Origin of the sequence: Streptomyces sp. NPDC004435 (assembly GCF_042873895.1) — a bacterium.
Lineage (GTDB): Bacteria > Actinomycetota > Actinomycetes > Streptomycetales > Streptomycetaceae > Streptomyces.
Genome location: NZ_JBIAMB010000016.1, coordinates 62,537 through 86,281, shown reverse-complemented (window position 1 = coordinate 86,281; position 23,745 = coordinate 62,537). Strand labels below are relative to the sequence as shown.

The 23,745-nt window shown below is 66.1% G+C and carries 15 protein-coding genes; 11 read left to right on the top strand and 4 right to left on the bottom strand.

Going from position 1 to position 23,745, the window contains the following annotated elements; genetic code table 11:
• Window positions 1-2 precede the first annotated feature (2 nt).
• Window positions 3-3,152, top strand: coding sequence for a dipeptide ABC transporter ATP-binding protein (locus ACFYT9_RS26870; RefSeq protein ID WP_389168096.1), 3,150 nt, complete (start codon window positions 3-5; stop codon window positions 3,150-3,152).
• A 1,017-nt stretch (window positions 3,153-4,169) separates the two neighbouring features.
• The gene (locus ACFYT9_RS26865) at window positions 4,170-7,373 is read left to right on the top strand and encodes a discoidin domain-containing protein (RefSeq protein ID WP_389168093.1); all 3,204 of its coding nucleotides are present in this window, start codon (window positions 4,170-4,172) and stop codon (window positions 7,371-7,373) included.
• A gap of 179 nt (window positions 7,374-7,552) precedes the next feature.
• On the opposite strand, the gene ACFYT9_RS26860 is transcribed toward ACFYT9_RS26865, so the two are convergent.
• Complete coding sequence (locus tag ACFYT9_RS26860) at window positions 7,553-10,465, bottom strand: ATP-binding protein (protein WP_389168090.1); 2,913 nt, start codon at window positions 10,463-10,465, stop codon at window positions 7,553-7,555.
• A gap of 130 nt (window positions 10,466-10,595) precedes the next feature.
• Here ACFYT9_RS26860 and ACFYT9_RS26855 point away from each other — a divergent pair, with 130 nt between their 5' ends.
• Entirely contained in the window at window positions 10,596-12,275 is a 1,680-nt protein-coding gene (locus ACFYT9_RS26855; RefSeq protein WP_389168087.1) for an ABC transporter family substrate-binding protein, read from the top strand.
• 202 nt (window positions 12,276-12,477) lie between these two features.
• Here ACFYT9_RS26855 and ACFYT9_RS26850 read toward each other — a convergent pair whose 3' ends face one another.
• The 3 genes from ACFYT9_RS26850 to ACFYT9_RS26840 form a co-directional block, all read right to left on the bottom strand.
• Window positions 12,478-13,503 carry an ABC transporter permease gene (locus tag ACFYT9_RS26850; RefSeq protein WP_388882157.1) on the bottom strand — a complete coding sequence of 342 codons (1,026 nt, stop codon included), beginning with the start codon at window positions 13,501-13,503 and terminating at the stop codon, window positions 12,478-12,480.
• Complete coding sequence (locus ACFYT9_RS26845; protein WP_389168084.1) at window positions 13,487-15,043, bottom strand: sugar ABC transporter ATP-binding protein; 1,557 nt, start codon at window positions 15,041-15,043, stop codon at window positions 13,487-13,489. Before ACFYT9_RS26845 ends, ACFYT9_RS26850 begins: the two co-directional genes overlap by 17 nt.
• Before the next feature lie 78 nt (window positions 15,044-15,121).
• Complete coding sequence (locus tag ACFYT9_RS26840; RefSeq protein ID WP_389168083.1) at window positions 15,122-16,168, bottom strand: sugar ABC transporter substrate-binding protein; 1,047 nt, start codon at window positions 16,166-16,168, stop codon at window positions 15,122-15,124.
• 404 nt (window positions 16,169-16,572) lie between these two features.
• Here ACFYT9_RS26840 and ACFYT9_RS26835 point away from each other — a divergent pair, with 404 nt between their 5' ends.
• The 8 genes from ACFYT9_RS26835 (at window position 16,573) to ACFYT9_RS26800 (ending at window position 23,699) form a co-directional block, all read left to right on the top strand.
• On the top strand, window positions 16,573-17,424 hold the full coding sequence (locus ACFYT9_RS26835; protein WP_389168080.1) for a fumarylacetoacetate hydrolase family protein: 852 nt from the start codon (window positions 16,573-16,575) through the stop codon (window positions 17,422-17,424).
• Complete coding sequence (locus tag ACFYT9_RS26830; protein WP_389168077.1) at window positions 17,421-18,776, top strand: enolase C-terminal domain-like protein; 1,356 nt, start codon at window positions 17,421-17,423, stop codon at window positions 18,774-18,776. Before ACFYT9_RS26835 ends, ACFYT9_RS26830 begins: the two co-directional genes overlap by 4 nt.
• Window positions 18,773-19,534 carry an SDR family NAD(P)-dependent oxidoreductase gene (locus ACFYT9_RS26825; RefSeq protein WP_389168075.1) on the top strand — a complete coding sequence of 254 codons (762 nt, stop codon included), beginning with the start codon at window positions 18,773-18,775 and terminating at the stop codon, window positions 19,532-19,534. The genes ACFYT9_RS26830 and ACFYT9_RS26825 overlap by 4 nt, the downstream gene beginning before the upstream one ends.
• A complete protein-coding gene (locus tag ACFYT9_RS26820) occupies window positions 19,531-20,526 on the top strand; it encodes an aldo/keto reductase (RefSeq protein ID WP_389168072.1) in 996 nt (331 codons plus the stop codon). Before ACFYT9_RS26825 ends, ACFYT9_RS26820 begins: the two co-directional genes overlap by 4 nt.
• Before the next feature lie 106 nt (window positions 20,527-20,632).
• A complete protein-coding gene (locus tag ACFYT9_RS26815; RefSeq protein WP_389168069.1) occupies window positions 20,633-20,944 on the top strand; it encodes an L-rhamnose mutarotase in 312 nt (103 codons plus the stop codon).
• Between the two features lie 8 nt (window positions 20,945-20,952).
• Window positions 20,953-21,801: an amidohydrolase family protein gene (locus tag ACFYT9_RS26810; protein WP_389168066.1), complete on the top strand. Its 849-nt coding sequence runs from the start codon at window positions 20,953-20,955 to the stop codon at window positions 21,799-21,801.
• A gap of 395 nt (window positions 21,802-22,196) precedes the next feature.
• The gene (locus tag ACFYT9_RS26805) at window positions 22,197-22,892 is read left to right on the top strand and encodes a FadR/GntR family transcriptional regulator (protein WP_389168064.1); all 696 of its coding nucleotides are present in this window, start codon (window positions 22,197-22,199) and stop codon (window positions 22,890-22,892) included.
• 174 nt (window positions 22,893-23,066) lie between these two features.
• Window positions 23,067-23,699, top strand: coding sequence for a hypothetical protein (locus ACFYT9_RS26800; protein WP_389168061.1), 633 nt, complete (start codon window positions 23,067-23,069; stop codon window positions 23,697-23,699).
• Window positions 23,700-23,745: the final 46 nt, after the last annotated feature.

The window sequence follows — 23,745 nt, the reverse complement described above, 5'->3', positions numbered from 1 at the left end:
CCATGACCACAGGACTCCCCGGACCGGCGAACCGGCCCACTGCGGAAACCGACCCGCACAGAACCCCCAGTGGTCGCAGACGGCTCATCTGGACCCGCTTCAAACGAAACCGCGGCGCGGCGACAGGACTCGTACTGCTCGCCCTGCTCTTCGCCCTCGCCTACCTCACTCCGCTCTTGTACCCCTGGAACCACACCGAACTGGACTACACCGCATTCCAGCAACCACCCAGCTCCCGACACTGGTTCGGCACCGACTCCGCGGGCGCCGACGTCTACGCCGCCACGATGCGCGGAATGCAGCGCTCCCTGACCGTCGGCCTGCTGACCGGGGCGATCGCCACCGCGCTCGCAACACTCGTCGGCGGCTGCGCCGGCTACTTCGGCAGGGGCACCGACCGCGTTCTCATGGGGCTCGTCAGCATGATGCTGGTCCTCCCGAGCTTCCTCATCGTCGCCGTCGTGGCCGGCCGCATCGGCGGCCGAAGCTGGATGCTCTTCGTCCTGCTGCTGGCAGGCTTCAGCTGGATGCTCACCGGACGCGTGGTGCGCGACATGATCCATACACTGAGAAGCGCGGGATACGTACAGGCAGCCGAGTACGCGGGAGTCCCTGCACACTCCATTCTCACCCGACACATGCTTCCCGCTATCGCCTCGCTCCTCATCATCGACGCCACCCTCCAAGTAGGCGCAGCTGTCATCGGAGAGGCAGGCCTGTCGTACTTCGGGTTCGGCGTACAGCCCCCCGACGTCTCACTCGGAGGGGTGATCGCCGCCGGCACACCCGCAGCAGTTTCCTTCCCCTGGCTGTTCTACTTCCCAGCCGCTCTCCTCTTCCTCGTATGCCTCTCGGTCTTCCTGATCGGTGACGGGCTGCGCGATGCACTAGACCCCGGCGCACCCGCCGCCAAAAAACGGCTCACGTCCCCCAACACCAGGCACCGCAACAAGCGGATCCCTCCCAGGCCCAGGCCGCAAAAGCGGCCGAACACCCCACACCCAGGGCCGGACATCACACCGCCCGGCACCGCTCCCGCCCTTGAAGTCACCGACCTGCACGTCTCGTTTCCCAGCGAGGGCCAACCGGTGCAAGCAGTCAAAGCACTGTCCTTCGTCGTCGCGGAGGGAGAGAACCTCGGGATCATCGGCGAGTCCGGGTCAGGCAAGAGCACTGTGGCGGCCGCCCTCATGGGCCTGCTGCCCGACACCGCCACCACCCACGGTTCCGTAAAGCTGCTAGGCCGCGAAATCCACGACCTGCCGGACCGGGACCTCAGCGCCATCCGGGGCAAAGAGATCGCCCTCATCCCGCAAGACCCGCGGGCAGCCCTCACCCCCGTGTACACCCTCGGCGAGCAGATCTCCGAAGCACTACGGACACATCAAACGCTGGACAAAAAAGCCGCCCGAGCCCGAGCGATCGAGCTGCTCGACCTTGTGGGTGTGCCAGAACCAAACCGAAGAGCGGACGCCTTCCCGCACGAGTGCTCCGGCGGGATCTGCCAGCGCGCCGTCATCGCCATGGCCATCGCCAACAACCCCAAGGTGCTCATCGCCGACGAACCCACGAGCTCCCTGGACACCATCGCGCAGGCCCAGATCCTCGACGTGCTGAAGAAAGCCGCACTGACGACCGGCGCCGCACTCGTCCTCATCACCCACGACCTCGGCACACTGGCCGGGATCGCCGACCACATTCAGGTCATGTACGCCGGAAAGGCAGTGGAACGCGGCCCCGCCGAAGCTGTGTACCACCGTCCCCTCATGCCCTACACCATCGGCCTCCTGGGAGCGGTACCCCGACCGGAGCTGGCCGCAGACCGACCCCTCCAACCCATCGACGGCAGCGCACCGCCACGTGGCAGCACCTCAGCCGGATGCCCTTTCGCCGACCGGTGCCCCATCGTTCTCCCCGTCTGCCGCCAGCAAGATCCCCCCCTGACAACCAGCACCGAGACGGCACCCCACGCAGCCGCCTGCCACCGCGCCCCGGAACTCCACCTCGGACTGCTCGACAGAAGCCGCATCTACCCCACACCCCACGTGCAGATCCCCGGAACCCCCCCACCATCGCCTCGCCAGCAACGCCCCGTCGCACTCCAACTCGACGGCCTAGTGCGACACTTTCCCGTCTTGAGAGGCGCCCTGCTCAGGAAGAGGGTCGGCACCGTCCGTGCGGTCGACGGCGTTGACCTCGACATCAGAGCGGCGGAAGCCCTCGCCCTGATCGGGGAATCCGGATGCGGCAAGTCAACGATGCTCCGTACCATCGCCGACTCCCTCACCACGGACGCCGGCAGACGAACCCACGAAGACGAGCAGGGCACAGTCACACTGTTCGGACACAAGACAGCGAATCTGAACCGGAACGAGCGCGCACAACTGCGACGAGACGTGCAGATCGTCTTCCAGGACCCCAGCGCCGCACTGGATCCCCGCATGCCGGTCGTGGACCTCCTCGCAGAACCACTGCGCGCCCAGGCCTGGAGGCCGCAGCGCATCAGTGAACGGGTCGAAGAGCTGCTTGATCTCGTGGGCCTTGATGCCGAGCACGCGAGCCGGTTTCCCTCGGAACTCTCAGGCGGCCAGCGCCAGCGAGTGAACATCGGCCGGGCCCTGGCCCCATCCCCGCGGCTCCTCCTGCTGGACGAACCGGTTTCCGCCTTGGACGTCTCCGTCCAGGCATCCATGCTGAACCTGCTAGGCACACTCAGGCAGGGCCTATCACTGAGCTATCTCTTCGTGGCACACGACCTCGCAGTTGCCCGCTACGTCGCGGACCGAGTAGCGATCATGTACCTGGGGCGCATCGTAGAAATCGGCAAGGTCCAGTCCGTCTTCTCCACGCCAGCCCACCCCTACACCCACGCCCTTTGGTCGGCAGCGCCAGTGCCCGACCCCGCCACGGAGCGCAGACGCCCACGGATCCAACTGGCCAACGCCACCTTCGATGCTGCGAACATCCCGACCGGCTGCCGCTTCCGCCCTCGATGCCCCCGGTATGCGACTCTCCAGCCCGGCGAGCGGCTGCGATGCGAGCAGCAAGACCCGCATCTGCGGGACTACGCACACGACCACGCTGCAGCCTGTCACTTTGCCGGCCCCTCCCGGGACGAGGAATGGAGCTCGGGACAAGGCCCCCTTGGCTGATCATTCAGGATGAGTTCGACTCGAGGGCTGGACAGTTAAGGCACCCGGGCGGCAGAACTCCACAGGCGCTCGATCCCGTGCCGGACGGCCTGTGGACGGGTAGCTTCGCGGCTCCGCCTCGGCGCCACTGCTACCCGGGCGGCTGCCGGCCCATGCCGCAAGTGTTGCCAGGCCCCTGGCCTCGTCCCCGTCGCCGTCCAGGCAGCACTGTTCACCGACAGGACCGACGGGGCCAAGGCCGACCTGTCCGGTGCGGAGAGGCCACAGCGAGCCGCAGGACGCCCGCCCCCGCGCCGAACTGCACCAACCCCGGGGCACTGTGCCTCCAGTGCGAGCCGATCCGTGCCGCACCGCAGCTCGGACCTGCACAGCCGCATGGGAGGAGATCGGCCGCCCTATCAGACGGCAGTAGAGGCGCAGAAGGAGGCTGACGCGCTCCTGAGGGCGGGGGCCCCTGACGATGCTGCTCAACTGCGCGCGGCGACAAGCACTTTCACCGAGCTGGAAGCTGCCGGGCGGCTCTGTCCAAGCGCTTGGACCCCGCCCTCTCATGCCGTGCGGTGTCGGTTTCCATCTCGATCCTATGCGCGAAGTATTGACCCCCCTATGACCCCGTGCTCGTATGGGCCTCAAGAGAAACGCTCCAGCCCTGCGCCCGCCCTGAGGGTGACGGACTGGGACAACGGTGGACAGCGGAGCCTGAAAGTCACTCGGATCCCCGGCACTGCCGGACCTTCCGACGACGGGGTGGACGACTGTCCGGCCGAGTCGCCCGAATCATCGGTCACGCCGCGCACGACGCCGAGCCCCGCTCGTCATGCGTGGCCTTCCGGATTCGTTGGAGCTGTCAGCCTCCTGGATCCTCATCCAACGTCTCCGTCAGGACTTCCCATGTCTCAATCACGTCGCGACGTGCTGCGCAACGCGATCAGTGTCTCCCTCGCAGCGTGTGCGTCCTCTCTGGTAGTTCCCGGGATTGCCTCGACCGCCGCCGCGGCCGAATGGTCCGGTCGGTGGATGTGGGCAGGAGCCGGCGCCGCCAACCAGTGGGCCGCGTTCCGGCGCGTCGTACGACTCCCAGGCGTTCCGACGTCGGCGATCACCCGCATCGCGGTCGACTCGAAGTACTGGCTCTACGTCAACGGCAATCTGGTGATCTTCGAAGGTGGACTGAAGCGGGGCCCGAATCCCAACGACACCTACTACGACCAGGTGGACCTCGCACCCCACCTGGTCGAGGGGGACAACACCATCGCCGTGCTGGCATGGCACTTCGGCAAGCACAGCTTCTCCCACAAGAACAGTGGCAAGGCCGGACTGCTCTTCGAGTCCTCCATCGTCGCGGGCGACACGACCACCTCGGTCGTGAGCGGCACCGGCTGGAAGGCCATGGTCCATCCAGGCTACGGCGCCGACACCAGCGGCGGGCAGCCGAACTGGCGGCTTCCCGAATCCAACATCCACTACGACGCCCGCAACGCGAGCAACGTGAACGGCTGGCACACGCCCGCCTACAACGACAGTGCGTGGCCGTCCGCCACCGACCAGGGAGCGACCGGTGCCGCGCCCTGGAACGCACTGGTGAAGCGCCCCATCCCCTTCTTCCGGACCACTGGACTGCTCGCCTACACCAACCACCACTCCCTGCCCGGAACCGGACAAGGGACGACCGTCATCACCGCGAAGCTGCCCTCCAACATCCAGATCACCCCGTACCTCAAGGTCGACGCTCCGGCCGGCGCGGTGATCAACATCCAGACGGACCACTACACCGACGGCGGGGAGAACAACCTCCGCTCCACCTACATCACCACAGGCGGCGTCCAGGAATTCGAGTCCCTCGGCTGGCTGAGCGGTACCGCCGTCCACTACACCATCCCGTCGTCCGTCACCATCCTGGAGCTGAGGTACCGGGAAAGCGGCTACGACACGAGCTTCACCGGCTCCTTCACGAGCAACGACCCGTACTTTAACGCTCTGTGGGGCAAGGCCTCGCGCACGATGTACGTCAACATGCGCGACACGTACTTCGACTGTCCCACCCGCGAGCGCGCCCAGTGGTGGGGCGACGTCGTCAACCAGCTGAAGGAGGGGTTCTACACCTTCGACCCACGCAGCAACGACCTGGGCCGAAAGGCCATTTCCGAACTCGCCGCATGGCAGAAGCCCGACGGCGTTCTCTACTCCCCGGTGCCTGCCGGCAACTGGAGCGCCGAACTGCCCACCCAGATGCTGGCCTCCGTGTGGAGCCTCGAGACCTTTCACACCTACACCGGGGACACCACCACGGTCAGCTCGGTGTACCCCCAGGTGAAGAAGTACCTCAATCTCTGGACCCTCGACGCAGACGGCCTCGTCAATCACCGGGCGGGAGGCTGGGACTGGGAAGACTGGGGAAGCAACATCGACGCCCGGATCCTCGACAACGCCTGGTACTACCTCGCGTCGGGATCGGCCATCACGCTGGCCGAACTCTCCGGCAACTCCACCGATGTCGCCACCTGGCAGGGGCGTCGCAACAGCATCAAGGCGAACTTCGACCGTGTGCTGTGGGACGCTGCGAGAAAGGAGTACCGCTCTCCCGGCTACAACGGAGACACCGACGACCGGGGCAACGCGCTCGCCGTCGTGGCGGGCCTGGCCGCTCCGGCGAACCACCCGCACATCACCAAAGTGCTCACCGAGCACATGAACGCCAGCCCCTACCTGGAGTTCTATGTCCTGGAGGCCCTCTACCTCATGGGCGCGGTCTCCGTGGCGGAGTCGCGGATGCGCACCCGGTACGCGCAGCAGGTGGCCGATCCGGGCTACACCCTGTGGGAATTCTGGACCAAGGGAGGAAGCGGCACGGACAACCACGCGTGGAACGGTGGACCGTTGTACGTACTGTCCGCCTACGCCGCGGGTGTCCGGCCCACCGAGCCGGGGTGGGGGAAGTACGACGTGGTGCCCCAGACGGGAACGTTCACCCACATCAACACGGTCACCCCGACCGTCAGGGGCAACATCGGGCTGGACATCGAGCGTGCGGACGGCACGGTGACCCTCCGGCTCGAATCTCCCAGCGGCACCACGGCCCGCCTCGGCGTGCCCACGTACGGAGGTCAGCATCCGGAGATCAAGACGGGAAGCACGGTTGTGTACCGTGACGGCGCGCCCGTGGGGTCCGTGTCCGGAGTGTCATATGCCGGTAGGGACGGCTCCTACGTCTACTTCCAGATGGAGCCGGGGACGCGGACCTTCACGGCGACAGGGGTCGGGAGCCTGAGCAATCTGGCCGTCGGAAAGCCCGTCACGAGTAACAACACTCTGGAGAACGCGCATTGGGGCGTGGCCAAGCTCACGGACGGCCACGACACGAGCGTCAGCGGAGCCAAGGGCTACACCAGTAACGACTTTCCCTCCTCTGACGCCTCCGCCTCACCGGTCTGGGTCGAGATAGACCTGGGCGCCGACACCGACCTGGACGCGGTGCGACTCTTCCCGCGCACTGACACCCCGGCGTCCGGGGGTGGGACCGCCGGTTTCCCGGTGGACTTCACCGTCCAGACGCGTACCTCGGGCGGCACCACTTACAGCACCGTCCGTACCGTCACCGCCGCGGCCAACCCGAACGGCCGCCCGCAGACCTACGGCTTCAAGTCGACGCGAGCCCGGTACGTGCGGCTGCGAGCGTCCAAGCTGGGCACACCCGCCACGGACGAACCCACCCGCTACCGTCTCCAGCTCGCCGAGGCACATATCCCGGCCCGGGGCACCACCGTGACCAGCAACAGCTCCCTGGAGAACAGTGACTGGGGCAGGGACCGGCTTCTCGACGGCATCCTCACCAGCGCCGTCGGCACCAAGGGATACACCAGCCACGACTTCGCCTCGGCCGACGTTTCCGGATCCCCGGTCTGGGTCGAATTCGACCTCGGCACCGACCGGGCCTTCAGCTCCGTCATGCTCTTCCCCCGGACCGACACCGCAGCCGCCGGCGGAGGCACGGCCGGCTTCCCTGTCGACTTCACCATCCAGACCCGCACAGCCAGCGGCACGGGCTACACCACAGTGCGGTCCGTCACCGGCCAGCCCTCACCAGGAGGACAGTCACAAACCTTCAGCCTCCCGTCGGCCTCTGGCCGCTATCTGCGCCTTCACGTCACTCGTCTGGGCGCACCTGCGAGCGACGAATCCGGCCGCTTCCGCCTCCAGCTCGCACAGCTCGTCATCGAATAGCCGAGTCGGCATCCGCTGTCGCACCAGCCGCGACAGCGGATGCCGCTTCCCCCGCGCGGTGGAGCGGGGCCGGACCCGGCTGCAGGTCGAAAGCCCCAGCCCGGTTTCCTGCTGGACCCCGACGCACGACGTCATGAAGCCATGGCAAGCCACCGCACCAACGGGCCGAGGGTCACCTTCTATCCGTCGGATCGTGCCTGCAAAGCGCCACCCACCGCGCTGCGTTCCGTCACCCCAAGCTTGCTCAGGGCACGGGCTACATGGTGTTCCACGGTCCTCACCGACAGGAAGAGAACTTCTGCGATCTCCTTGTTGGAGGCGCCGGTCGCGAGGAGCTGAGCCACCTCTATCTCCCGCGGCGACAGCTGGCCACCGTAGCCCCGCCGGCCGCGCACCGATGACCGCACCGAGCCCGTCGGGCCCCCGTGCGCCGTTCGACGGCAGCGCGCGGCATCGTAGGTGGCGCCCAGCTGCACGAAGAGATCTGCCGCAGCGTTCAGCCCCTCCTTCGCCAGCTCGGGCGAGGCCTCAGCAACGGCCCTTGCGCGCGCTTCCATCACCTGCGCTCGCGGGTAGGGGCGCCCCATCTTTCTCCACACCTGCTCGGCGTCACCGAAATGCGCAGCCGAGGCCTGAGGGTCGTTGCTGGCCTGTAGATGACCGCACGCCGTGGATACTTCGGCGTCCGCAGCCGGCGCGAGAAACCCGCGGGCGGTTCGTTCGTGCTGTGCCTTGATCGCCTCATCCACCAGGCGCGCGCCATCCGCATCGTCACCGCAGGCCATGGCCGCCCGGACAGCGACCGGTAGCAGCCCGCAGCCGCGGGCCCAGGCCTCTGAGTGCCGCAGGAGTTCCAGGGCAGGCTGCACCGTAGCCCAGGCCCGGGCCGGGTCACCGCTCGCAAGCTGAACCGATGCCCGTGCCGCAGCTCCTTCCAGGTCACCTGTCACCTCGCCCTCCCGGCCCTCTACCAGCGCCTCGAACCATTCAAGGGCCTTGCTCCATTCACCTCGAGCGGCTGCTGTGGTGCCGCAGACCAGCCCCTGGATCGGAGCGATCATCGCCATGCCCGGGTACCGGAAGGCGAGTTCGCTGAAGCGGCCCTCCACGCCGGCCCAGTGACCGCCGAGCCAGTCCAGTCGTAGCAACTGTGTCCTGGCGTAGAACTCAAGAGAAGGATTGGTGCCGCCCTCGGTCAGACGCGCACATTCTTCGATGAGCCCCCGGGCCCGCTCGTCCAGGCCGGATCGGATGCCGGAAAGTCCCACGTTGTAAAGGGTGATCAGCATTTGCCGGTGCACCTCGGGGTCAGCCGATCCGCGGGGAAGCGCAGCAACGGCATCCCATGCGGCACTGTCACCCAGGCCTGCCTGCACTGACAGCCGTGCCGAAAGGACAGCCGCCTCCCCGGCAGCGAAGTCGTCACCTTCGAGCAGAGCGTCAGCTTTGTCCAGCCATCCGGTGATCTGGTCAGGCGTCTGCGTATGCTCGTCGAGCACCATGCCCACCATGCTCAGCACCGCGCAGCGTGGCCAAGGCATGAGTTCGGTGATCGCCCGCTCCATCTCCCTGTAGCCGGTGATGTCGCCAGCTTGGTTGACCATCAGCGTGGCGAGGGTGGCCCGTACGCGGCCGCGCGTCAGTTCCGGCAGCCGCGGATCCGCGAGGAGACGCCGCAAGATGGTGACGCTGCGCGTGTAGTCCGTGGCCTTGTGGGCGATCTCAGCCAAGGCGAGTGCTGCCTCCGAGCGCATCGCCGGGTCCGTACCCGACTGGTCGAGGATCTGGTGCAGCAGGCTGGAAGCGGTGGCGTCGTCGCCCAGGGCGACGGCCTGCCTGGCGGCTGCCTCGGCTGCCTTAGGCCAGTTCTTCGTGTCTCCGCGTGCCCAGATGTGATGAGCGATCTGCACAAGCGGGGGAGGGTCGCAGGCCTCGAGCGCGCGCACCGCCTCGCCGTGCAGCATGTCCCGCACCGGTCCGAGCATATTGGCGTAGACGGCCTGGCGCGCCAGCACATGGCGGAATCCATACCGTGCCGGCGAAGCCTCGCACAGAACTTTCGCCTTGAGGGCTTCGATGAGCCCGCGAGTGCCCTCAGCCGGGGACAGCCCCGCGACCTGTGTGAGAAGGGTCTGCTCCGAGGCCACTTCGACTACCGCTGCGGCCTCGACCACAGCCAGCCCGGCGGCGCTCAGCGGCTCCATGCGCTCGAAGATGGCCTCACGCAACGCTCGGGGAACCCCCTTCTCGCGCAGAGCCACCTGAACCGCCGCGCCGTCCGGCGCCTGCCCAACCACCTTTCGCCGCTCGATCAACGTGATCAGGTCTTCTTCCGCAACCAGTGGGATTCCGGCGCTGCGCTTGAACAGCTCGTGTGCGAGCGCTTCAGCCCCCCTCGGCCCTAGCTCTTGGGCCACCAGGCGGGTGATGTCGGGCTCGCTCAGGGGCCCCAGCCGGATCTCGGCACCACCGGAAGCAACAGGAAGGCGGTAGGAGCTGCTCAGCACTGGCTGGCCCGCGTTCAGGTCGTCCTCCCGGTAGGTGAGGACCAGCCCGCATTCCGCCGGGGGCTTACTCGCCAGCAGGAACAGCGCTTCCCGCGTCGGCTCGTCGGCCCAGTGCACGTCCTCGATGATCAGGATCGCTGGTTTCAGCGCCTCAAGGACGACGCGGACCGCCTCTGCCACGAGATCCCGGTGCGGCTCATCACGGTGGGGACGATGAGCGCGGTCGGCCACATGGCCATCCAGCTCAGGCAGGAACGTCGACAGGACTGCGGCCTCCGGCGGAAGCAGCGTCGTCTGGGGGAGCAATCTGGTCACGCCCCGCAGACCGCGTACCAGGGGCTCATAGGGGAGGGGTTCGCGCAGGGGAGTGCAGTGGCCAAGGAGCACCTGCACCTGCGTCGTACGGTTCAGCGCCCGCATCACCTCCTGGACCAGTCGCGTCTTGCCGGAGCCCGCTTCACCCTCGACCAGTACGACGGCCGGCGGGCGCTGCAGGGCGGCAACGGCTGTGTGCAACTCCTGCTCACGGCCGATCATGCCGAAGTGAGGGGTGCTGTCTTCTTCGCTCGGGATGTTCTCAGCCATGTCGGTTCTCAGCCCGCAGGAGTCGGCTTTCCTAGGCCGCGGCTGCCCGCGGTGTGCTGCCAGGCGATATCAGGGACGTACGCATACCATTCTAGCGAGGAAGCGACGGCAGGAACCGGAAGGCGTTACCGTGCTGGCACCGACCCGCTCCAGGCCTTTGTTGGCGGCATCGACCGTTCTCGGCGTGCTCCTATTCTCTGCCTGCTCTGCGCATGACGAGACTTCGCAGGATACCGCGACGGCGGACAGTATGAACTCCACCGAGCGGTCGGAAATCTCTGCGGGCGGAACGCTCAAATGGCCGGTCGAGGACATCACCGAGAACCTCAACAGTCATCATGTGGATGGCGGGAGCGTGGATACAGCCCGCATCGTGTCTTCGATGATGCCAGTGATCATGAAAGTCGATCCGGCAGGTAAGGTGTCACCGAATTCTGACTATCTTTCCGACGTGAAGGTCGCGCAGGATTCCGGCCGGCAGACCGTGACCTACAAGATCAACCAGAAAGCCAAGTGGACGGACGGACGGGCGGTCTCATATCGGGACTTCCAGGCGCTCTGGCGTGCAAGCAATGGAAAGAATCCTTCTTATGGGGTGGCGTCGAAGGCGGGATACGAACTCATCTCCAGCGTGTCGAGGGGTGTGGATGACAGGGAGGTGATCGTCTCCTTCGCCAGGCCTTTTGGGGAGTGGCAGTCCTTGTTCAATCCGCTTTACCCGAGTTCTGTTATCGGGACGGAGCAGGGATTCAATAAAGGCTACGTCGAGAAGATCCCTGTCACGGCTGGACCTTTCAATTTCTCTGCCTTGGACGCAACAGCCAGAACCCTGACCGTCACTCGGAATCCTGACTGGTGGGGGGAGCGGGCGATGCTCGACAGGATTATCTTCAGGGCGCTGGAGGAATCAGTTGCCGAGAGCGCCTTCGCGAACGGCGAGATTGACTTTGTGAATGTAGGGGCGAACGCCTCTGCATACTCGCATGTCAAGCAGGTCAAGACCTCCCAGGTCCGTCGAGCCGGGGCGCCGAACTTCCGGCACTTCACTTTCAACGGACAAGGGGAAATCCTCCAGGACGTGCGAGTTCGCCGAGCGCTGGCCCGTGCAATCAACCGTGAGGTGGTCGCAAAGTCGGCCCTCCAGGGCCTGGACCAGACCGCCACCACTCTGGGCAACCATTTCCTTTTCCCCGGACAGCAGGGCTACCAGGACAACGCCGGCGACATCGGAGAATTCGACCCTGAGGGGGCGAAGCGGGAGCTGGACGCGGCGGGGTGGAAGATGGACGGGAACGGACGCAAGAAGGACGGGGTCCCGCTTGAACTCAGATTTGTCATCCCTTCCGACCTTCAGGAAGCAGCCAATGAGGGTAAGCTCCTGAAGGACATGCTCGCCAGCGTCGGCATCTCACTGCGGATCCAGTCCGTGCCGGGTGCGCAGCTTTTCGACAAGTACATCATTCCTGGCGACTATGACATCACCGCCTTCAATTGGTTCGGATCCGCCTTCCCCGTGACCGCGAACCAGCCCATCTATGCAGCCCCGAAGGATGGGTCGAACCAACTCAACTTCGCCCGAGTCGGAAGCCCCAAGATTGATGCTGCACTGAACCGGGCGTCGGCGTCCCTGGACAGCGAGACGACCCTCCGGGAGATTAATACAGCCGACTCCCTGGTGTGGCAGGAAGCCGCAGTTATCCCGCTGTACCAGTCGCCTCAGATCGTCGTGAGCAAGGAATCGCTGGCAAATTTCGGGGCCAATGGGTTCGCCTCAGTCAATTATCAGGACATCGGGTTCACCAAGCCATGATTCCGGGCGGCCGCCCCGATGCCAGGAATGGAGGCACTGCCGCCTCGCGCGGCCCCTCCGGCTGAACACCTTCTTGACCGGCAAGCCAGATTGCTTCCGGGCAGGTGAGGTGCGCGCGAGCTGCTCGGTTTGATCATCATCGGCAGGTGGACATCACCCTTCCTCGCGCGATCACCCTCAGTCGTTACCGCGTACCGGCTCGTCAGTCCTGTTTTTCGCCGGAGGCGAAGCGGGAGATGATCAGAGCGACGATGATGATTGTGCCGTTGAGGAACTGGTTCCAGAGTGGGGGGACGCCGGCCAGAGTCATGACGTTGATGACCAGCTGGAGAGTCAGGACACCGGTAAGGGCGCCGAACAGGGTGCCGCGGCCCCCGTTGAGGCTGACGCCTCCGATGACAGTGGCGGCGAACACCTGGAAGATCCAGCCGTTGCCTTGATCGGCGGAGATCGAGCCGTAGTGGCCGGTGTAGAGGATGCCGGCGAAGGCAGCGAGGACGCTGCCGATGATCAGAATGGTCCAGGTGATGCGATCGACCTGGACACCTGCTGTGCGAGCCGCTTCTGCGTTGCCGCCGATGGCATAGAGAGCACGGCCGTGGCGCAGCCAGGCGAGCACACAGCCAGCTGTCACGAAGAGCCCCGAGCAGATCCAGATCGAGGCCGGGACGCCGAGCCAAGCGGAGCGGCCGAGGTAGGTGAACGAGCTGGGCAGGCTGACGATCGACTGCCCTTCGGAGATGGCGACCTGAAGGCCGCGCAGCAGGGTGAGCGCACCGAGAGTGACGATGAATCCGTTGAGGCGCAGCTTGAGGATGAGAAAGCCGTTGACCGCCCCGATCAGCGCACCTACCAGAAGGCAGAGAGGGATGGCAGCCCAGGCGGGAAACAGGCCGAGTCCGAGGAAGCGTGCACCGTGGTCCGGTAGGACCAGCCAGACAGCGACCACGGGGGCAACACCTATGGTCGATTCCAGCGAAAGATCCATTCGGGCGCAGATCAGGATCAAGGCCTCGGCGAGAACCAGCAGGCTCAGCTCGGTTGCCTGCTGGCCGACCCCGAGGAGGTTGCTCGAGGTGAGGAAGGCCGGAGAGACGGCGAACCCGATGAGGCCCAGCACCAGCAGGACCGGGACGAGCGAGAGGTCGCGATAGCGGGCCAGCTTGAATCGGTGACGGGATACCTGAACGGTCGGCGCTGGTGTGCGGAGCTCAGCGGTAGGGGGCATCGGTTTCCTTTGTGTGGTTCGGGCCGGACATGCCCTCCATGGCTGCGACAAGTTGTTCGTCGCTCCAGCCCTGGGCGAACTCGGCGACGACGCGGCCGTGGAACATGGCCAGGACGCGGTCGCAGATCCTCAGATCGTCGAGCTCGTCGGAGATGATCAGGGCGGTCTTTCCCGAGTCGGCGACCTGGCGGACGGTGCCGAGCAGAGATTCCTTGGATTTGATGTCGACGCCGTTAGTAGGCCGGATGGCGACCAGAGCGTGGGGCTCGGTGGCGAGGGCCCGTGCGATGACGACCTTCTGCTGGTTGCCGCCGGAGAGCGCGGACACCGGGGCGGAGACACCCGGGGTCTTGATGTCCAGTCCAGTGATCATCTTTTGTGCGAAGGCCCGGGTGCGGGCCGGCAGGACCGTCCCGAGAGGCCCGAGCTGGCTGGTGACAGTCAAGGTGGCGTTCTCGGCGATGCTGCGCTGCGGGATGAGTCCCTGGATATGGCGATCCTCCGGGACGAACCCGATCCCGGCGGCGAGGGCGGCAGGAACACGACCGGTACGCACAGTGCTGCCGGCGACGGTGATGGTGCCGGAGGTGGGGTGGTGCAGGCCTGCGAGCGTCTCACCGACCTGGACGTTGCCGCTGGCGGAGGCGCCGGCGAGGCCGACCACCTCACCCGCGTGAGCGGTGAGGGAAAAGTCCTGGTAGAAGTGGCGTAAGCCCAGTTCCTTGACCTCCAGCAGGGCTTTGCTGCTCTTGCTGGCTCTCGGGGCGGACATCGGATGGGGACCGGCAGTACGGACGCTGTCGCCTGTCATCGCCGCGACCAGGGCCGGCTGGTCCATTTCGGCGACCGGGGCGGTGACAATGTGCTTGGCGTCGCGGTAGACCGTGACGGTGGTGCACAGGTCATAGACCTCCCGCAGATGATGAGAGATGTAGAGGAACGCGACCCCCTGGGCCTGTAGCGAGCGCAGCTTGTCGAAGAGCTTGTCGATGCCCCGGGCGTCGAGTCTGGCGGTCGGCTCGTCCAGGATGATGAACCGGGCGCCGAACGACAGAGCACGAGCGATCTCCACGAACTGCCGCTGCTCTACGGTCAGGTCTTCGGCTCGGGCTGTCGGGTCCACGTCGACCCCGTACTCGGCGAGCAGCTCGCTCGCACGGTCGCGCAATCGCCTCCATCTGATCGGGCGCAGCACTCCGGTGCTCTGCCGGTCGAGGAAGAGGTTCTCGGCGACGGTGAGTGCGGGGATGACAGTGGAGCGCTGGTAGACGCAGGCGACCCGGGTGCGCCAGGCGTAGGTGTCACCTGATGCCGGCGCGGCCGCGCCGTTGAAGCGCAAAGAGCCGGTGTCAGGGCTCTGCAGTCCGGTGAGGATCGAGACGAGGGTCGATTTGCCCGCTCCGTTGCGGCCGACCAGGGCGTGCGACTCACCTGGTGCCACGCAGATGCGGGCGTCGCTGAGGGCCACGGTGGCGCCGAAGCGCTTGCTGATCCGGTCGGCTTCGACGACGGGGCCCTGATCGGGGCTGGGGTCCGCCATGGCGGCGTCCTTTCCGATGGCAGTCGCTGAGCGGCGGTCGGCCCTGGTGCTGCTTGACCCTCGCCCGCGGACTTCGGGCTACTGGCCGACGTTGTTGCCCCACAGAGTCGGGTCGTCAACGTTCTCTTTCGTGACCAGCGGGGCCGGGAGCTGGTCTTCAAGTCCATTGGGCAGTTGGACGATGGTGGAGCCGTGGTCGGTGGGGCCGGGCCGGAAGGTCTTGCCCTCTGCGCCGGCCTGCGCGTAGTACAGCGCGTACCTGGCGTAGAGGTCTGCCGGCTGAGCGACGGTGGCGTCGATGTCGCCGCGGCGGATCGCGTCCAGCTCCTGCGGGATGCCGTCGTTGGAGACGATGGTGATGTGGTCGCTCTGCCCGGCAGGCTTGAGCATGCCCTTCTGCTGGAGCAGGGCGAGGGTGGGCTGAAGGAAGACTCCGCCGGCCTGCATGTAGATGCCGTTCAGGTCGGGGTTCGCCGCGAGTGTGGACTGGAGCTTGGCGGAGGCGACGTCCCCCTTCCAGTCGGTGGCCAGTTCGATGACCTGGATGCCAGGGAACTTCTCCTTCATGCAGGCGGCGAACGCTTCGGAGCGGTCACGACCATTGATGGAACTCAGCGCACCCTGGAGCTCGGCCACCTTGCCCTTGCCGTTGAGCCGCTTCCCGAGGAACTCACATGCCTTGACGCCGTAGGCCCTGTTGTCCGCGCGGACGACCATGAAGACGTTGCCCTTGTCAGGCCGGGTGTCGATGCTCACCACGGGGATCTTCTCTGCCGACAGCTGCTCCAGGGTGGAGGCAATGGCACCGGTGTCCTGAGGGGCCATCACCACGGCCTTGGCTCCGGTGTTCTGGAAGACCTGCACGTTGGCCACCAGCCTGGTGACGTCGTTCTGGGAGTTGCTCAGCGGCAGGATGTTCAGGCCCTGGGCGGCAGCGCCCCGCTTGATGTACTGCGTGTAGGAGTTCCAGAAGTCGGAGTCCGCCCGAGGCAGATCGATGCCGATCGCCGGCTTTCCTGCCGATCCGTCGGCGGAGGTCGAGCCGCGATTGCAGGCCGTGGCGAACCCCGCCAGGACGATCACGCCGACGGCCGTGGCCACGACTCTGGAGGAGCGAAGCTTCATAAGTGCCGGTCTCCTTGGCTGGGATGCCGAGGCCCGATGGGGCCGGTGCACCGATCACGCGGGCTGCGCCTTCCTCCTGCCTCGCTGAGACGAGGAGGCCGGCCGGGAAGGTCGGTCCGAGGCAGAGGAAGCCACGGAGCCGACAGCCGCAGCCATGACATGACTGTGGGTAGTGAGGACCATACGAGCAGTACGGGGAACTGACAAGAGGAAACCTCGGATGAATCACCGCTCGCGGGTTCAGTAGGACAGGTCGGCCTCTCCCGAGAAGTCAAGGGTGAGCTATATAAATGGTCATACTTTGGGTGGCTCCTTGCGTCACGTGGAGCCGGATCGTATGGTCGGGGCCGACTGATTCATCCGATGAATTAGTCCCGACGTGGCAAGCCACAGACAGGTAGGGCATGAAGCTCTTGCGTATCGGCGAGGCGGGATCCGAGATCCCCGCAGTCCTCGACCAGGACGGCAGCGCCTACTCGCTCGCGAACCTGACCCCTGACATCAATGGCACCTTCCTCGCCTCCGACGGCATCCACCAAGCCCGCTCGGCACTGGCCCAAGGGGCGCTGCAGCGCATCAACATCACCGGCTTACGGGTCGGCGCACCCCTCGCCAACCCCGGCAAGATCGTGTGCATCGGCCTCAACTACCGCGACCACGCACAGGAGACCGGGGCGCCCATTCCCGAACGCCCGGTGGTCTTCATGAAAGATCCCGCCACCGTCATCGGCCCCGACGACCCGGTCCTCATCCCCCGCGGCTCGGTCAAGACGGACTGGGAAGTCGAACTCGCCATCATCATCGGCGCCACTGCCCGCTACATCCCCACCCCGGCAGAGGCAACCTCACACATCGCCGGCTACACCATCAGCAACGACATCTCCGAACGACAATTCCAGCTCGAACACTCACCCCAATGGGACCTCGGAAAGTCCTGCGAGACCTTCAACCCCATGGGCCCCTGGCTCGTCACCCCCGACGAGATCGATGACCCCCAGGCCCTCAACCTGCGTCTGTCCGTCAACGGCCAGCTCCGCCAGAACAGCAACACCAAAAACATGATTTTCAACGCCGCATACGTGATCTGGTACCTCAGCCAGTACATGGTGCTGCGCCCCGGCGACGTCATCAACACCGGCACCCCCGCCGGCGTCGCCCTCGGCCTTCCCGGCAACCCCTACCTGCGCGCAGGCGACACCCTGGCCCTGTCCATCGACGGCCTAGGCACCCAACGCCAGAGGCTCCTCAACGCGTGAAAGGCACCAAGTTGCCCGACGTCACCCCACGGATCACCGCCGTCGACACCTACGACCTCCGCTTCCCCACCTCGCGGGAACTAGACGGATCCGACGCGATGAACCCCGACCCCGACTACTCAGCGGCCTACGTCATCCTGCGCACCTCCCCAGGAGAACAGGAAGGCTACGGCTTCACCTTCACCATCGGCCGCGGCAACGACATCCAAGTCGCGGCCATCGACGCACTGCGCGACCACATCCTCGGACGCTCCGTCGCCGAACTGTGCGCCGATCCCGGATCGCTCTACAACGACCTCATAGGCGACAGCCAACTCCGCTGGCTCGGACCCGAGAAGGGCGTGACCCACATGGCGATCGGCGCCCTGATCAACGCCGTCTGGGACCTCGCCGCCCGACGTGCAGGCAAGCCGCTGTGGAAACTGCTAGCCCACGCCGATCCCGCCTGGCTGGTCAAGCAGATCGACTTCCGGTACATCGCAGACGCCCTGACCCCAGACGAAGCCCTCGGCCTCCTCACCAAGGGAAAACAGGGCGCCGAAGCGCGGGCCGCCCACCTGACCCAGCACGGCTACCCCGCTTACACGACCTCCCCAGGCTGGCTCGGCTACAGCGACGAGAAGCTCACAACCCTCGCGCAGCAGGCAGTCGCGGACGGGTTCACCCAGATCAAACTCAAGGTCGGCTCCGACCTGACGGACGACATCCGCCGCTGCCGCGCCGCACGCCAGGCCCTCGGCCCCGGCATCCGGATCGCCATCGATGCAAACCAACGATGGAACGTCCCCGAAGCGATCGAGTGGACCAACGCTCTCGCCGAATTCGACCCCTACTGGATAGAGGAGCCAACCAGCCCCGACGACATTCTCGGCCACGCCACCATCCGGCGCGCCGTCCACCCGATCAAGGTCGCCACCGGCGAGCACGTCCACAACCGGATCATCTTCAAACAACTGCTGCAGGCCGACGCTATCGACATCCTCCAACTCGACTCCACCCGAGTCGCCGGCGTCAACGAGAACCTCGCCATCCTGCTGCTCGCCGCCAAGCACGGCATCCCCGTCTGTCCCCACGCCGGCGGAGTCGGCCTGTGCGAACTCGTCCAGCACCTCTCCATGTTCGACTACGTCGCCCTCTCGGCCACGACCCAGGACCGGGCCCTGGAGTACGTCGACCACCTCCATCAACACTTCCTCCACCCGGCACGGATCACCGCCGGCCACTACCGGGCACCGACCGCCCCAGGCTTCTCCGCCCAGATACACCAAGCCACCATCGACACCTACACCTACCCCCACGGCGCCTTCTGGGCCGCCGACCTGGCCGCCCAGAACCCGGAGGACCGAACATGACCACCGACCTCTCCGGCCTCACCGCCATCATCACCGGCGGCGCCTCCGGCATCGGCCGCGCCACCGCCCAACTCCTCAGCGAACGCGGCGCAGACGTCGCCGTCCTCGACCTCCACCCCGACAACCTCCCACGACCGCTACGCGGCTTCACCGCCGACGTGGGCGACGACACCTCGGTGCGCCGAGCCGTCACCGCCGCAGCACAGGACCTCGGCGGCATCGACATCCTCGTCAACAATGCCGGGATCGGTGCCACCGGAACCATCGAGGACAACCCCGACGAGCAATGGCACGCAGTCCTGAACATCAACCTCCTCGGAACCGTACGAACCACCCGGGCCGCCCTGCCCTACCTCCGCAGCTCTGCCCACGCCTCAGTCGTCAACACCTGCTCGATCGCAGCCACCGCAGGCCTACCGCACCGGGCCCTGTACTCAGCCTCCAAAGGCGCAGTGTTCTCACTCACCCTCGCAATGGCCGCCGATCACGTCCGCGAAGGGATCCGCGTCAACTGCGTGACGCCTGGCACCGTCGACACCCCATGGGTCGCCCGACTGCTCAACGACGCCACCGACCCTGCAGCCGAACGAGCCGCCCTGAACGACCGCCAGCCCACCGGCCGACTGGTCTACGCCCCCGAGGTCGCCGCCGCCATCGCCTACCTCGCATCCCCGGCAGCCGGCTCCACCACAGGGACCACGATCGCCGTGGACGGCGGCATGGCAGGGCTGCGCCTGCGGCCACAGCCCACACGATGACTCCCCGCCTCCGCACCATCGGCCAAGCAGCCATCCCCGTCAGCAGGCTTTCCTTCGGAGCAGCAGGGATCGGAAACCTGTTCACCCCGGTCACGGACACACAAGCCGAAGAAGCGATCACCACCGCCCTGGCACACGGCTACCGCTACTTCGACACCGCACCCCACTACGGCCTCGGTCTCTCCGAGCGCAGACTCGGATCCGTCCTCCGCCGGCAACCACGCGACCAATTCACCATCTCCACCAAGGTCGGCCGCCTGCTCATACCTCAGGAAAGCCACAGTGACGACCTGGCCGACGGTTTCGCCGTCCCAGCCACCCACCGCCGCGTCTGGGACTTCTCCGCACAAGGAGTGCGCCGCTCACTGCTCTCCAGCCTCGAACGCCTCGGCCTGGACCGGGTCGACATCGTCTACCTGCACGATCCCGACGCCCACGAACAGCAGGCACTGGACGAGGCATACCCCGAACTGGAGCGACTCCGCAGCGAAGGGATCATCAAAGCGATCGGCATCGGAATGAACCAGGCCGAGCTGCCCACCAGATTCATCAGGAACACCGACATCGACGCCGTCCTCCTGGCAGGCCGCTACACCCTCCTCGACCAGCGCGGACTGCACCAACTCCTCCCGCTCGCCCACGAACGCGGAGTGGCAGTAATACTCGGCGGCATCTTCAACTCCGGCCTCCTGGCCGACCCCAAGCCCGGAGCCCCCTTCGACTACTCCGCAGCCCCCGAACAGACCCTCGCCCGCGCCGTCGCGTTGAAAGCGGTATGCGAGCGCCACCATGTTCCCCTTCGCGCCGCTGCCCTGCAGTTCCCTCTCAGCCACCCCGCAGTCGTCTCCGTACTGGTCGGCACACGCAGCGCCTCGCAGACGACAGACGCCACGCAGATGACAAACCTCAGCATCCCCACCGACCTATGGGCGGAGATGAAAGCACTCGGCCTGCTCCCCGACTCAGCCCCAACACCAGAAGAGACGGGCTGAAGCACGCCGTATTGCCCCCACCGCCCGATGACACCCGGCCCAACAGCGCCGAGCGCACCTTCCTCAAAACACCCACCATCCACCCTCACGCCGCACCCGGAGCGCCATGAGAGTCGCCCTGCACACCCGCGTCCGACCCGACCGAATCGACGACTACGAAGCCGCCCATCGCGCCGTCCCACCCGAACTCGCTGCCGCCATCCGCAAGGCAGGCGTCACCTCCTGGACAATCTGGCGCAGCGGCTGCGAGCTGTTCCACCTCATCGACTGCGCCGACTACGCCCGGCTCCTGGCCGAACTCGAGACCCTCCCCGCCAATGTCGCATGGCAGTCCAAGATGGCCGAACTGCTCGATGTCGCCCACGACTACTCGACGAGCGGAGCCAATGCCAGCCTCCCGGCAGTGTGGGACCTGTGATCCCACCAGTGGTCATCGACGCGCACCATCACGTGTGGGACCTCGCAGTACGCCCGCAACCATGGATTACGGGCGAGCGACTGCAGCCACTCGCACGCAGCTTCTCCGTCGATGATCTCACTACCGCAGCGCGAGCCGCCGGCGTCGCCGGAACAGTCGTAGTCCAGACCGTGTGTGTGCCGACGGAGACGCCTGAACTCCTGGCACTGGCAAAGGCCCACCCACTGGTGAAAGGCGTCGTCGGCTGGACCGACCTCACCGCTCCAGACATTGCCGACTCTCTCGCCGCGCTGCGCGCAGGCCCAGGAGGCGACCGCCTGGTGGGTATCCGCCACCAGATCCAGGATGAGCCCGACCCGTACTGGCTGGTCCGCAAAGACGTGCGACACGGACTGACCGCCGTCGCCGAGGCAGGGCTCGCCTACGACCTCGTCGTACGCCCGCACCAATTGCCGGCAGCAGCCGCGGCCGCAGCCGCCCTGACAGAGCTCACCTTCGTCCTCGACCATCTGGGCAAACCTTCTGTCGCCACGAAGGAGACCGAACCCTGGGCGACGTACGTACGCCACTTCGCGGCGCTACCCAACACCTTCTGCAAGCTGTCCGGGCTGATCACCGAAGCCGCACACGGCACCTGGACCACTGCAGACTTCGCGCCTTACGTGGACATCGCCCTGGACGCATTCGGACCTGACCGGCTGCTGTACGGGTCCGACTGGCCGGTGTGCACCCTCGAGGCCGGATACGACACAGTGATGAGACTCGCCGATGAACTGACTTCGGTGCTCAGCCCGGCCGAGAAGGAGGCCGTATTCCATCGCAACGCTGTGCACGTCTACCAGCTGACTCTGGCCTGAGCTGACATCAGCTCCTCCATATGGCGACGGCATGGACACAAGCGGCAGCCGGCGACCAGCACCCCTGAGCCCACTAGGCCTCCCAGTAGCCAGCCCGATGACATCTCGAACATCCGACCACTGAGCCGACGCTGTCCATCAGGCCGCACCTGTCGGACACCCGCTGGTCCCGGCGCGGTCGCGGTAACCCGAGGGCGGCTCCTACGAGCCGCCCCGATAGCGTCGCTGCTGACGTCGTCAGCGATTCCCGTGCCAATTTCTGGTTCCTCCTGGGCCCATGCCGGAGCGCAGACTCTCGCGCCTCCCGCGGTAAGGCGTGCCAGTGGTTGGTTGATGATTCAGAGGAATCCGGAGGACCTATGCTTCAGAGATCGGACCACTTGGGAGGCGGAACTGTGCCGGTCACGGATGAGGCGATCGAGAAGATCAAGGCGATGATCGTCAGCGGGGAGCTCCGGCCTGGCTCCAAGCTCCCCAAGGAGGTGGATCTCGCCGAACGGCTGGGGCTCTCCCGAAACTCCCTGCGTGAAGCAGTCAAAGCCCTGTCACTGATCAGGGTTCTCGACGTGAGGCAGGGGGACGGCACGTACGTGACGAGCCTGGAACCGCACCTCCTCCTCGACGCACTCGGCTTCGTCGTCGACTTTCACCAAGACGACACGGTGCTCGAGTTCCTCGAGGTTCGGCGGATCCTTGAGCCGGCAGCCGCAGCCCTCGCCGCTCGCATGATGTCCGACGAGGACATTGCGGCGCTCGATGAGCTGCTCTCCCGCCTCACCGGCGACGTCTCGCTCGAGGAACTGATCGACAACGACCTGGAGTTTCACCGCCGACTTGCGGCAGGCAGCGGAAACAAAGTCCTCGGCTCGCTCATCGATGGCTTGTCCGGCCCGACGGCAAGGGCGCGGATCTGGCGTGGTCTCACGGAAGAGGGTGCCGTCGAGCACACTCGGCAGCAGCACCGGGCGATCTTGGACGCGGTGGCCGCGCGCCGCCCAGATGCCGCGCAGGCATGGATGACCATCCACATCGGAGGAGTCGAGCAGTGGTTGCGAGGAACCGTCGGCGAAGCCGGCTCGGTTCTCGGCTGACTCAGGAACGTCCCGCGGTGCAGCCTCCCAGCCCCAGGACCGGTGTCTGCGCACACGTACCCCTCCAGGTGTGGACGATGGAGCCCGGGGTGACAGCCGCCAGGCTGCGGGCCTTCTTTGCGGAATCCAGGGCAGCTCGTGGCATGTGCCCGTGACAGGGATGATCACCTCGTAATGCGAGGTGACTTCGACGACGTCCCTCTGGCCGCGCTCTTTCCTTTCCTGGCGCCCGCGGATGCGGACTCCTTGAACCAGACAGCCAACACGGTCGATGCGGCTCGTGCAGGCAGAACCACGGCGGATTGGGAGTGGGTACTGGAGCCTGTTGCCTTCGCAGGCTCGCAGCCCGGGATGCCGATCGTCCTCGGGCTGGTTGTGATCGAGCACGCTGCTGGCGGCGACCAGCTGGAGTTCCTATTGCAGGTGGTGAGGACCGGCCCGGGCCAGCTTGTGCTTGAGGCGGCGGTGAATGTGGCTTGCTGGTGCGAGACCGATCACGCCGCGCATGACGTCGACAACGCCCTCAGGCTCCCGGTCGGCGAGGCGTTTTCGTGGCCCGATGCCTCCTGGGCCGGCGTTGAACGTCCGACCGGCTTGCTGACCGACCCGCAACGACGGCGGCCACTGGCGCGGCCAGGAGAGGCTTCCTCTCCGACGAATCGTGACAGCGCCGACGGGCATGTGCGACTCTACGCGGCTGCGTGCGTTCGCCTGAACGCCGACAGCCGGGGATGTGTCCTCGCCGATCCTTTCGTCCACGGTGACAGTGGCTTCCCGCACCGTCGCACGATCAGCCCCTCGCAGTGAAGCGTTGAGGGTGGGGTTGTTCCCGCTCGCGGGATCAACCCCACCC